This window comes from Pseudomonas sp. C27(2019) (genome assembly GCF_008807395.1).
In the GTDB taxonomy this organism is placed as follows: Bacteria; Pseudomonadota; Gammaproteobacteria; order Pseudomonadales; family Pseudomonadaceae; genus Denitrificimonas.
The window spans coordinates 1,668,579-1,680,331 of record NZ_CP043320.1 but is presented as its reverse complement, the minus strand read 5'-3'; the positions used below and the strand labels follow the sequence as shown (position 1 = coordinate 1,680,331).

The following is an 11,753-nucleotide window of genomic DNA, read 5'->3' as shown; positions in this document are numbered from 1 at the left end:
TGGGCTATTTACAACTACGGCTGACTTGGTAAGCACGCACCATGTCCATCGCTTGATTGATGCGTTGTAAACGTTCGGTACAGCCGCCGCGGTCTGGGTGATGACGGCTGACCAGCTTACGGTAATGGCTGCGTAAATCTTCGCTATTAAGCGTGTGCAGTGGTTGCTCAATGCCAAGTTCGGCTAAGGCATCGCTGAGCTGTTGTGAGGGTTGCAGACTGGCGAGGCTGCTATTGAGTAGTTGCTCCACTGCCTCGCGATCTGTTGCGCTCAGGTTATCTAAATCCAAATAGTATGCGCGCAATGGATCGCTCAGATTGGGCATTTGGCTCTGAGTGCTGCTGCGGGTTGTTATGGGCTGCAGGCAAATGTGCAGCGGACTGATTTTTAGATCCAGCTGCCCAGCTGAGCGTAAGTTATCGCGTAGTAGGTACAGCGCATGAAACAGTACAAAGTGGCTGCGAAACAAACTCAATACATCACTTAAGTTGGCGCTGATAAACAAGGGGTGCTGCTCGCTTATGAGTTGTTTAAGCAGCTCGTACTCGCTCAGGCCTGTGTGCTTTGCTTCTAATAGTCGTTGTAGAGTTTTGACTAACTGGTTGATTTTAAATGTATACAAAAGAGCAGGCTCTATATTTATAGAAAGGTTGAAACAAACAGTGGCTCTATGAGTCTATGGTGAGTTGCCAGACTAGGCAATTAAATGGACTGATCAGGACTTTAATAATGCGTAATTCAATCAAAAGTATATTTCTTATATCCGCCTGTTTGAGCAGCAGCTGGGCTGTCGCTGAAAACGGTGATCAATTGCAACAGGTGTTGTACCAATGTGAACGAGGTGTGACTTTACCCGTCACCTATTTAAATACAGCCAGTGGTGGCGCCTATGCTGTGCTACAGGTGGATGGACAACAAATACCTATGAGTATTGCTGTCAGTGCTTCGGGTGCGCGCTATGTGTCGATTGATGAAGGGCGCAATTACAGTTGGCATACGAAAAGTGATAGCGGCGTTTTATCATGGCAGCCGGCTGACGATGCCGGTGAGAACGTCATTGTTTTAAAAGGGTGTGCGACTGGCACGCAAATGTTGGCTGAAATAGCGCAGTAAGTGGCAAGACGGTACTAGGGTTTGTTGAGCGCAACAGGTAAAATGCTGGCTTTTACCTGTTGCGGATTATGTTATGAGTAGTGTCTCGGTCAGTCAGAAAAAATTACAGAAGCGTTTGTATCAGCTTGCCGGTCAAGCGGTCACTGATTTCAATATGATCGAAGAGGGCGATAAAATCATGGTGTGCCTGTCTGGTGGTAAAGACAGTTACGCCATGCTGGATGTATTGCTGCATCTGCAAAAGGTCGCGCCCATTGCGTTTTCCTTAGTTGCAGTCAATCTGGATCAGAAGCAGCCGGGCTTTCCTGAGCATGTGTTGCCGACCTATTTAGAGTCAGTGGGTGTTGAATACCATATTCTTGAAAAAGATACGTACTCCGTGGTTAAAGAAAAGATCCTCGAAGGTAAAACCACCTGCTCTCTGTGCTCACGTTTGCGCCGCGGTACTTTGTATACCTATGCCGATGAGATAGGCGCAACAAAAATGGCGCTGGGCCATCACCGCGATGATATTTTAGAAACATTTTTCTTAAATATGTTTTTCGGAGGCACCCTCAAAGCCATGCCGCCCAAATTGTTATCTGATGATGGTCGCAATGTGGTGATTCGTCCCTTGGCTTACTGTAAAGAAAGCGATATTGCTAAGTATGCACAGTGGCAAGATTTCCCAATCATTCCCTGTAATCTCTGTGGTTCGCAAGAAAATCTGCAGCGCCAAGTGGTAAAAGGTATGTTGCAAGATTGGGAGAAAAAAACACCTGGGCGCTTGGATATTATGTTCCGATCTTTACAGAATGTAGCGCCGTCACAACTGGCTGATCGGCAATTGTTTGACTTCGCCAATTTAACCATTGATAAACAGGCTCAGCCCCGTTTTTTGGATGTAATGAGTGTGTAAAGGTCAATTTACTGACAGCGGTGACAGTTTTACCTGTAATAGCTGTATCAAAACAGCAAATTAATATGCGGGCTTAGGTGTTGGCTTGAATTTTGCTTTGATTAAGCCAGTATTGGTTTAAGGTAGGAGTAACACCATGGCAACCACGGATTTTTTATTGCGCCCCGCGGCGCAAGCACCGCGTGCAGCAGTGACTGCGCCGAGTCATGCTGCACCTCAGCGAGGCTCAGCACCAGCAGCACCGCAAAGCTTTTCTGCTGTGTATGAGCAACAACGCATAGTCAAAGCCAATCAGCAGCAAGCGCAGCAGGCACAGCAGCGTAGCGATGCGCTTCAGCAAGAAAAGCAGCAGCAGGCCGCGCGCCATAGCGCTGCAAAAAGTGCAGCAGCACCAGTCAAAGATAAAGCTCAAACAGCTGATAAAAAGCCAACGGTTGCTAAAGACAGCCGTACAGAGTCAGACGATACCAGTAATGCCCCAGTAAATGCGGATGCATCATCTAGTGAGGCGCGTGTAGAGCAGGGCGGCAATCAATTGCCGCAGGATACGCTAGAGCCGATACTTGATGTGGGTGAAGATGTGCTTGATCCTTTGCTATTGATGGCGATGATAGCGCCGCCCGCGGAGCAAACAGCTGAGACTGTACTTAAAAGTGCTGGCAGTGAAGCGCAGTTGCTGACACGTCAGGTGACAATCAGTCTGGAGTCTACCGAGGAACCGCTGGATAGCGAGGCGCTGTTGACTGAGGACGAGGCCCTTGTGCTCGAGAAAAACTCAAGTAAAACAGACACTTCTGGATTATCGGAAAAAGCGGCAATCTTGACCAGCACCTCAGGTAAGGCCGCTGAGGTGCTGGTAGAAAAAGGAGCTGCTGATAAAGCAAATAACACAGCCCTGCTTGAAACAGTTAAAGCTGCCCCCGATACCTTGCTTAATTCGAAAGCGGTGACGCCTACAGACAGCATTCGTGCTGATATGCAACCACGCCAAGATCCACTGCTAGCAGCTCAGCAAACGCGTCAGGTGCCAGGCGCCGCGATAGCAATGCAGCAACCGGGCTGGACTCAGCAGGTGACTGATAAAGTGATGTGGATGTCATCGCAAAACTTAAAGTCAGCTGAGATCAAGCTCGATCCTGCTGAGCTTGGCCGTCTAGATATTAAAATAGACATGAGCCAAGAGCACACCCAGGTCACCTTTACCAGTGCCAATGCGGGGGTGCGAGAGTCATTAGAAACGCAAATGCATCGCTTGCGTGAGCTGCTGGCTCAGCAAGGCATGCAAGATGTGGATGTTAACGTGGCAGATCAATCGCAACAGCAAGCAGACGCGCAGGCGCAGGAGTTAGCGCAAGGGCGTACAGGCGCGGGCGCGGGTACAGATAACGGCGAAGAGGTGCAACAACAGGTTACCCCGTTGCATGAGCAACAAGATGGCCGTCTTGGATTAGTTGATTATTATGCATAATCAGTCCTGCATATATTGATTAGGCTGGTAAACTGTCGGACATGATTTTTTAAGTGGTGGTAGACAAATGGCAAATGATTCTGAAACGTCTGAGCAAGCAGCACAAATACCTAAAAAAAATAAGATGAAAATAATCATCTTAGCGGTGCTTGCTTTAGTTGTGGCAGTTGCACTATCTGCTGTTGGTACTTGGTTTTTCTTAGGGCGCGCTCCGGCTGAAGCCCAGCCTGTGGTTGAAAGTAGCGTTAAACAGCAAGCCATTTATGAGGTTTTAACCCCAGCTTTTGTGGTTAACTTTAAAAGCGAAGGTAAAGCGCGTTATTTACAGGTCAGTGTGGCACTGATGGGGCGCAATCAAGCTGACCTTAATGAGCTCAAAGTTCATATGCCAACATTGCGTAATCAATTGGTGATGTTGTTCTCTAGTCAGAGTTTTGAAGAGCTCAATAGCGTGCTAGGAATTGAACTGCTTAAACAAAAAGCGACTGCCGCGGTACAAGAGTTAGCGCTGATTGAGGTCGGTAAGCCTGTGATTGAACAGGTGCTATTTACCAATGTTGTCATGCAGTAAAACCTTGATAGGAACAACTTAAAATGGCCGTACAAGATTTACTTTCGCAAGATGAAATTGATGCGCTGCTGCATGGCGTTGATGATGGCCTTGTGGACACTGATGATGAGGTTGTACCTGGCTCAATTAAGCAATATGACTTAACCAGCCAAGACCGTATTGTGCGTGGGCGTATGCCGACGTTAGAAATGATCAATGAGCGCTTCGCCCGCTATACGCGTATTAGTATGTTCAACTTGCTGCGACGCTCTGCAGATGTTTCTGTTGGTGGTGTGCAGGTGATGAAGTTTGGTGAGTATGTGCATTCTTTGTATGTGCCAACCAGTTTGAATTTAGTAAGAATGAAACCTTTGCGTGGCACCGCGCTATTTATTTTAGACTCACGTCTGGTATTTAAATTGGTGGATAACTTTTTTGGTGGCGATGGTCGTCATGCCAAAATTGAAGGGCGTGAATTTACCCCAACCGAGTTGCGCGTGGTGCGTATGGTCTTAGAACAGGCCTTTATTGATTTGAAAGAAGCCTGGCATGCAATTTTGGATGTTGATTTTGAATACATGAACTCAGAGGTGAACCCAGCCTTAGCCAATATTGTTAGCCCGAGCGAAGTGGTGGTTATTTCGACCTTTCATATTGAACTGGATGGCGGCGGCGGTGACTTGCACATCACTTTCCCTTATTCAATGATCGAGCCTATCCGTGAAATGTTGGATGCTGGCTTTCAATCGGACGTGGATGATCAGGATGAACGCTGGAGCAAGGCCATTCGCGAAGATGTTTTAGATGTAAAAGTGCCTTTGCGCTCTACTGTGGTACGTCGGCAATTGAAATTGCGCGATATTCTGAATATGAAGGCCGGTGATGTGATTCCGGTAGACATGCCAGAGACCATGTTGCTGCGTGCCAATGGCGTGCCAACTTTTAAAGTTAAACTGGGAGCCAGCCACGGTAACTTAGCCCTACAAGTGGTTGGCCCTATACGAAAAAACAGCTGATTTTAGCTTTACTTGATAGTTGAGAAAAGAATATGACTGACGAAAACGAGCACGTCTCCAGTGAAGATCAAGCGCTTGCTGATGAGTGGGCAGCGGCTTTATCTGAGGCAGGCACTGCAACTGATCAAGATGAAATTGATGCCATGCTGGCACAAAGTAATGGGCCAGCAAAAGCGCCAATGCAGGAGTTTCCAAACCAACACAAAGCAGATGATAGTTTGACAAGTGTCGGTGGGCCTAACCTAGATGTTATTTTAGACATTCCAGTCAGTATTTCGATGGAAGTGGGTAGTGCGGATATCAGTATTCGTAACTTGTTGCAGCTCAATCAAGGCTCAGTGGTTGAGTTGGATCGACTGGCAGGGGAGCCTCTGGATGTGCTCGTCAATGGTACCTTGATCGCGCACGGTGAAGTGGTTGTGGTTAACGAGAAATTTGGTATTCGTTTGACTGATGTGATCAGTCCAAGCGAGCGTATTAAAAAACTACGGTAAAGCTATGCGCCTTTTTATCATGCTGATGTGCGTCTCTTGCAGTGCTTGGGCAGAGGATGTACTGACTGCAGCAAAAAGCACTGAAACAATGGCAGCCAAAACAGCGCCAGTTAATACCGGCTTGCTTGAGTCAAGTGAGGTCAGTGGGCAGCTGTTGCAATTGCTGTTTGGCTTACTGCTGGTCATTGGTTTGATTTTTTTGCTAGCTTGGGTGGTGCGCCGCATTCAGCACAGTTTGCCGGTGAAAGGTTCGCAGCAGGTTATTTCATTGTTGGCCACGCAGGCCTTGGGGCCGCGTGATCGGTTGCTTTTGGTGCAGGTCGGCAAAGAGCAGATATTGTTGGGTTTAACGCCAGGAACAATCGTACCCTTGCACGTTATGCAAGAGCCTGTGGAGGTGAGTGCACCAGAAGGCAACCTGTCTTCAGCCTTTGCTAAGCGTTTAGCAGAGGCCTTAAAAAGCAAAGCAAAGGACGTGTCATGATCGCCCTAATTGCGCGCGTGCTGCTGGCAGGCGGATTGTTGCTGAGTGCTACTGGTGTATTTGCAGCTGATGATCCGTTATTGATCTCTGCGATAAAGCTCACTACCGATGCGGCAGGGCAGCAGGAATATTCAGTTAGTCTGCAGATACTATTGATCATGACTGCACTGGGCTTTATTCCAGCCTTTGTGATGTTAATGACCTGCTTTACCCGCATCATTATTGTCTTTTCGATTTTAAGGCAGGCATTAGGGCTGCAGCAGACACCTTCAAATCAGATTCTAATTGGTTTAACCATTTTTTTAACACTGTTTATCATGGCGCCAGTCTTTGACCGCATCAATCAAGAGGCATTGCAGCCGTACCTGAATGAAGAGCTCGGCGTGCAACAAGCGCTGACTGCTGCAGAGGGGCCTATACGAGGTTTTATGCTGGCACAAACCCGAGAGTCGGATTTAGAACTGTTTATTCGACTGGCAAAGCGCACCGATATCGAATCTGCAGAAGCGACGCCGTTAGTTATTTTGATCCCTGCGTTTGTTACCTCGGAATTGAAAACTGCTTTTCAGATCGGTTTTATGATTTTTATTCCGTTTTTGATTATTGATCTAGTTGTGGCAAGTATTTTGATGGCAATGGGTATGATGATGTTGTCACCTTTGATTATTTCTTTGCCGTTTAAAATCATGTTGTTTGTGCTGGTGGATGGCTGGGCATTGATTATCGGCACTTTAGCCAGCAGTTTTGGCACGCTCTAGGAGAAGGTTATGGCCCCTGAAGTCGCTGTTGATATATTTCGCGAAGCGCTATCGCATACCGCATTGATTGTCGCCGCTATCATTGTGCCCAGTTTGTTGGTGGGCTTATTAGTGGCTATGTTCCAGGCTGCCACCCAAATTAACGAACAAACCTTAAGCTTTTTACCGCGCTTGTTGGTCAGCTTTTTCACACTGATTGTGCTGGGACCTTGGTTGTTCAGCCAGTGGGTAGCGTTCACGACACGACTGATTCATAGCATTCCCTATGTGATTGGTTGAGTTGGACAGATCATGCTAGAACTCAGTAGCGCACAAATTGCTGGCTGGATTAGCAGTTTTTTGTTGCCACTGTTTCGTATCGCTGCACTATTGATGGTGATGCCGATTATTGGCACACAGTTGGTACCGCAGCGTGTGCGTTTGTATTTGTCTTTGGCAATAACCTTGGCCTTAGTGCCCGTCTTGCCGGAGATGCCGCACGTCGATGCCTTGAGCCTAAGAAGCATTCTGCTGATTGCCGAGCAAATCATCATTGGTGCAATGCTAGGCTTCTCCTTGCAGTTATTTTTCCATATTTTTGTTTTTGCAGGGCAGATGGTTTCTATGCAAATGGGGCTGGGTTTTGCCTCGATGATGGACCCAGCAACTGGAGTGTCAGTGCCGGTGCTGGGTCAGTTTTTGCTGATGCTAGTCACTTTATTGTTCTTAGCCATGAACGGCCATTTAGTGGTGTTTGAAGTGCTGGCAGAAAGCTTTGTGACTTTACCGGTTGGACAAACGCTTGAGGTTGGTAATTTTGCTATTTTGGCGGGGCGTTTGAGTTGGGTGATTGGCGCGGCTTTATTATTAGCGCTGCCGGCTGTGAGCGCACTACTGGTAATTAACATTGCTTTTGGAGTGATGACCCGCGCAGCGCCGCAATTGAATATTTTTACCATTGGTTTCCCCTTGACCTTGGTGATGGGCTTGATCATCTTTTGGCTGTCGACCTCGGATATCTTGGCGCAATACCAGCGCATGGCCAGTGATGCGCTATTTATGTTGCGCGGCCTTGCGCAAGCACACTAGCGGAGAGCTGTTATGGCAGAAAGCGAAAGCGGTGCTGAAAAGAGTGAAGACCCTACCGAGAAACGCAAACAAGACTCGCGTAAAAAGGGTGAGATTGCTCGCTCACGAGAGCTCAATACATTAGCTGTAGTGTTGGCTGGTACTGGAGGTTTGTTGACCTTTGGTGGTGCGCTCGGGGAAAGAGTTATGCAGGTGATGCATAAGAACTTTACTTTGCCTCGTGAGCTTTTGCTGGATGAGCGCTCGATGGTGATCAACCTCTTGCAATCAGCATTAATGGCCGGTGACGCCTTGATTCCGTTGTTTTTTGTACTATTAGTTGCAGCAGTTGTAGGGCCTGTGGCCTTGGGCGGCTGGTTGTTTTCAATGGAGGCATTAGTTCCGAAATTTAGCCGTATGAATCCGCTATCTGGCTTGAAGCGAATGGTCTCCATGAAGTCGATTGTTGAGCTACTGAAGGCGCTGGGTAAGTTTTCTGTTGTCTTGACTGTCGCCCTGTTTGTTTTGGCGCGAGCGCGCAATGAGTTGATTGAAATTGCTGCGCAGCCGCTGGAAATGGCCATTTTACACAGCATGCAAGTGGTCGGTTGGAGTGCTTTTTGGTTGGCCTGTAGTTTGATTATTATCGCTGCAGTGGATATCCCTTTTCAGATCTGGGATAGCAAACAAAAGCTGAAAATGACCAAACAAGAAGTGCGTGACGAATATAAAGATAGCGAAGGGAAGCCAGAGGTTAAAGGCCGTATTCGCCAGCTACAGCGAGAGATGGCTGAGCGGCGTATGATGAGCGCGGTGCCTGAGGCTGATGTGGTCATTACTAACCCGACGCATTTTGCTGTTGCCCTTAAATATGATGCTGAAAATGGGCAAGCACCGATTTTGCTAGCCAAGGGTGGTGATCACACGGCTTTGAAAATACGCGAGATCGCCAATGAGCATAAAATTATTTTGCTGGAGTCGCCGGCTTTAGCGCGGGCTGTGTACTATTCCACTGAAATCGACCAAGAAATCCCTGCCGGCTTGTACCTCGCTGTTGCCCAGGTCTTAGCCTATGTCTATCAGTTGCGCCAGTACCATGCTGGTAAAGCTAAAAAGCCTTCGATGATTAAAGAACCTGAAATTCCCGATGATTTACGTCGAGATGAGTAGCAGCTTATCGTGCTCAAGCAGCGGTTCAGCTGGTGTTCAGATCTGTTTAGGCACAATAGTTAGGATAAGTCACCTAGAATATAAACACCTTGTCTTTGAGATCCCCGCATGAAGCTGTTAGTCGTTGAAGATGAAGCATTACTACGCCACCACTTGTACACGCGGTTGGGTGAGCATGGCCATGTTGTCGACGCAGTGGCTGATGCTGAAGAAGCGCTTTATAAAGTCAGTGAATATAACCATGATTTAGCCATTATTGACCTTGGTTTGCCTGGCATGAATGGCTTAGATTTGATTCGTGAGCTGCGTAATCAAGGTAAAGTGTTTCCTATCTTGGTGCTAACTGCACGTGGAAATTGGCAGAATAAAGTCGAGGGTCTGGCTGCAGGTGCGGATGACTATGTGGTTAAACCCTTTCAGTTTGAAGAACTTGAAGCACGTTTAAATGCGCTGTTGCGCCGTTCATCTGGCTTTGTGCAGTCCACTATAGGTACTGGACCATTACTGCTGGACTTAAACAGTAAACAAGCCACCCTATTGAATCAAAGCCTTGCACTGACAGCCTATGAGTATCGGATCCTTGAATATTTAATGCGCCATCATCAACAGGTGGTGTCTAAGGATCGTCTCATCGAGCAGCTGTATCCTGACGATGAAGACCGTGATCCGAATGTTATTGAAGTGTTAGTGGGGCGCTTAAGACGTAAACTTGAGGGCGACTCTGGTTTTAAGCCGATTGAAACAGTGCGTGGACAGGGCTATTTATTTAACCAAGTGTGTCGTTAGTCGAGTCAAATACTAATATGCCTACACGCAAACATAATAAAACATCTTCTCTACGCATGCGCCTAATGCTCGGTGCTGCGGTGACAGTGTCGCTGTTTATGTTGGCTTTATTTCCAGCCTTAAAGCAAGTCTTTACCGTTGCGCTTGAAACGTCTATTGAACAGCGCTTGGCGGCTGATGCTAGTGCTTTGATCTCGGCAGCTCGTATTGTTGATGGGCAGCTGCGTATGCCAGAAAAGCTCCCCGATGAGGAGTTTGATATTCTTCCTGCGCGTCAGACAGGCATGATTTACGATAATAAAAGTAATTTACTTTGGCGCTCAAGCAGTTCCAAGGCAATTCAACTCAACTATCAGCCCAAATACGACGGTCGAGGCCATGAGTTTTTGCGTGGCATAGATATTGATGGGCGTGAATATTTTATCTATGACGTTGAAGTGGATTTACTGCGTGGTAAAAATGCTGATTTCAGTATTGTTACCATGCAACCTGTCAGTGATTACGAAGTGATGTATATCAGTTTGCGCCAGCAGCTGTATGTGTGGCTGGGTTTTGCGTTGTTGCTGTTGTTGGGGTTTTTATGGCTAGGGTTGGGCTGGGGCGTTCGCAGCCTACGCGGTCTAAGTGCAGAACTTGATGAAGTTGAGACAGGTAAGCGAGCGGCACTTAGCGATCAGCATCCGCGTGAGCTGTTACGTTTAACGCGATCTTTAAACCGTCTGATGGAAAGCGAACGCCAGCAAAGTGAACGCTATCGCCACTCATTGGATGATTTGGCGCATAGCTTAAAAACGCCTCTAGCTGTTTTGCAGGGGGTTGGCGAAGTGTTGTCGGTAAACCCAGACAATAGTGAACAAGTCCATACTTTGCAGGGGCAGGTTAGCCGCATGAGCCAGCAGATCAGTTATCAGCTGCAGCGTGCCAGTTTACGCAAAAGCGGCTTGTTACGTTACCAAGTTAAGCTCAAGCCTTTGCTGGAGAGTTTGCTCGGTGCTTTAGATAAAGTTTATCGCGATAAAAGCGTTGTTGTGACGCAAAACTATGCAGAAGAGCTACGAGTACCTGTCGAACAAGGTGCGTTGTTGGAGCTGCTGGGTAATGTGCTGGAAAATGCCTACCGCTTATGCCTCAGTCAGATCCGCATTAGCGCGAGTCTGATTGAAACGGGCTGCGAGTTAATAATAGAAGACGATGTCCCTGGCGTCCCTAAGCATCAGCGTGAACGCATCCTAAAGCGAGGTGAACGCCTAGACACACAGTATCCAGGGCAGGGTATTGGTACTGCTGTAGTCAAGGATATTATCGATAGCTATGGCGGCCAGCTATTTGTTGAAGATTCGCCGCTTGGTGGCGCGCAGTTTAGAATCATCTTTCCATTAAATTAGCTGCAGTTGATGCATATAGGTAGGCGCTAGCGTTGTACTGTTTTGCTGGTGTAAAGCAAAGTGGTGCGACATTCTTTGCATATATAGCGCGTGCCTTTTTTGCTGCGAGCATGGCGTTGGGCGCTGAGCGCAAAAGGCTCGCGTGTGCTGCATTGGCAACTATACAGATAGTGTGTGCTTGGCTTGCGTTTGACTGCATAGCTATGACAGCGGTTAGCGGGGAGTCCATACACCTCCTCCATCACTGCTTGCCACTCACGACCGTGCGCTCGAATATTTTTGCCGTAAAGACGATAGGCCACTAGATGTGCCACTTCGTGGGCCACAGTGTGCAGTAAAAAGTGCTCAGGATTTTCTTGATACAACACCGGATTAAAACGTAAACGGTTATCGCAAATATGCGCCACACCGGCTTTTTGCCCGCGCAGTTTGAAGCTGATTTCAGGTCGTTGAAGTGAGCAGTTAAAGTGGTTTTCTGCGGTTTTAAAGCAGGCTTCCACGCGCTCTTTGATAAGCTCAGGCATAGTGTTTTGGTTATTAAGTCGCAGTGCTGCTGCGCTTTGCAGTGTTAGTCTGGTGTAAGC

General features: G+C 47.6%; 15 protein-coding genes. 13 read left to right on the top strand and 2 right to left on the bottom strand.

All coding sequences use genetic code 11. The annotated features are described in order from the left end of the window. Nucleotides 1–4: 4 nt before the first annotated feature. Nucleotides 5–622 carry a DNA-J related domain-containing protein gene (locus tag FXF61_RS07620; protein ID WP_256663386.1) on the bottom strand — a complete coding sequence of 206 codons (618 nt, stop codon included), beginning with the start codon at nt 620–622 and terminating at the stop codon, nt 5–7. 107 nt (nt 623–729) lie between these two features. On the opposite strand from FXF61_RS07620, the gene FXF61_RS07615 reads away from it, so the two are divergent. The 13 genes from FXF61_RS07615 to FXF61_RS07555 all read left to right on the top strand — a co-directional run bounded on the left by FXF61_RS07615 (nt 730) and on the right by FXF61_RS07555 (nt 11,169). Next, a complete protein-coding gene (locus FXF61_RS07615; RefSeq protein WP_178087277.1) occupies nt 730–1,113 on the top strand; it encodes an MliC family protein in 384 nt (127 codons plus the stop codon). Between the two features lie 73 nt (nt 1,114–1,186). Then, entirely contained in the window at nt 1,187–2,011 is an 825-nt protein-coding gene (gene ttcA, locus FXF61_RS07610) for a tRNA 2-thiocytidine(32) synthetase TtcA (RefSeq protein ID WP_151184706.1), read from the top strand. A 136-nt stretch (nt 2,012–2,147) separates the two neighbouring features. Beyond that, nucleotides 2,148–3,479, top strand: coding sequence for a flagellar hook-length control protein FliK (locus tag FXF61_RS07605; RefSeq protein WP_151184705.1), 1,332 nt, complete (start codon nt 2,148–2,150; stop codon nt 3,477–3,479). A 67-nt stretch (nt 3,480–3,546) separates the two neighbouring features. Then, complete coding sequence (locus FXF61_RS07600) at nt 3,547–4,050, top strand: flagellar basal body-associated FliL family protein (protein WP_151184704.1); 504 nt, start codon at nt 3,547–3,549, stop codon at nt 4,048–4,050. A 23-nt stretch (nt 4,051–4,073) separates the two neighbouring features. Continuing rightward, complete coding sequence (fliM, locus tag FXF61_RS07595) at nt 4,074–5,045, top strand: flagellar motor switch protein FliM (protein ID WP_151184703.1); 972 nt, start codon at nt 4,074–4,076, stop codon at nt 5,043–5,045. Nucleotides 5,046–5,077: 32 nt separating this feature from the next. Continuing rightward, a complete protein-coding gene (gene fliN / locus FXF61_RS07590; RefSeq protein WP_151184702.1) occupies nt 5,078–5,539 on the top strand; it encodes a flagellar motor switch protein FliN in 462 nt (153 codons plus the stop codon). A gap of 88 nt (nt 5,540–5,627) precedes the next feature. After that, on the top strand, nt 5,628–6,023 hold the full coding sequence (gene fliO / locus FXF61_RS07585) for a flagellar biosynthetic protein FliO (RefSeq protein ID WP_371921507.1): 396 nt from the start codon (nt 5,628–5,630) through the stop codon (nt 6,021–6,023). Beyond that, on the top strand, nt 6,020–6,781 hold the full coding sequence (gene fliP, locus FXF61_RS07580; RefSeq protein ID WP_151184700.1) for a flagellar type III secretion system pore protein FliP: 762 nt from the start codon (nt 6,020–6,022) through the stop codon (nt 6,779–6,781). Before fliO ends, fliP begins: the two co-directional genes overlap by 4 nt. Nucleotides 6,782–6,790: 9 nt before the next feature. Then, a complete protein-coding gene (gene fliQ / locus FXF61_RS07575; protein ID WP_151184699.1) occupies nt 6,791–7,060 on the top strand; it encodes a flagellar biosynthesis protein FliQ in 270 nt (89 codons plus the stop codon). Between the two features lie 12 nt (nt 7,061–7,072). Next, nucleotides 7,073–7,849 (top strand): flagellar biosynthetic protein FliR, encoded by a 777-nt coding sequence (fliR, locus tag FXF61_RS07570; RefSeq protein ID WP_151184698.1) that lies wholly within the window; start codon nt 7,073–7,075, stop codon nt 7,847–7,849. 12 nt (nt 7,850–7,861) lie between these two features. After that, on the top strand, nt 7,862–8,998 hold the full coding sequence (flhB, locus tag FXF61_RS07565; RefSeq protein ID WP_151184697.1) for a flagellar biosynthesis protein FlhB: 1,137 nt from the start codon (nt 7,862–7,864) through the stop codon (nt 8,996–8,998). Nucleotides 8,999–9,106: 108 nt separating this feature from the next. After that, nucleotides 9,107–9,784: a response regulator gene (locus FXF61_RS07560; RefSeq protein WP_151184696.1), complete on the top strand. Its 678-nt coding sequence runs from the start codon at nt 9,107–9,109 to the stop codon at nt 9,782–9,784. A gap of 17 nt (nt 9,785–9,801) precedes the next feature. After that, the gene (locus tag FXF61_RS07555; protein ID WP_151184695.1) at nt 9,802–11,169 is read left to right on the top strand and encodes an ATP-binding protein; all 1,368 of its coding nucleotides are present in this window, start codon (nt 9,802–9,804) and stop codon (nt 11,167–11,169) included. A 26-nt stretch (nt 11,170–11,195) separates the two neighbouring features. Here the strand turns inward: FXF61_RS07555 and FXF61_RS07550 are convergent, their stop codons facing one another. Continuing rightward, entirely contained in the window at nt 11,196–11,693 is a 498-nt protein-coding gene (locus FXF61_RS07550; RefSeq protein ID WP_151184694.1) for a SprT family zinc-dependent metalloprotease, read from the bottom strand. Nucleotides 11,694–11,753 lie beyond the last annotated feature (60 nt).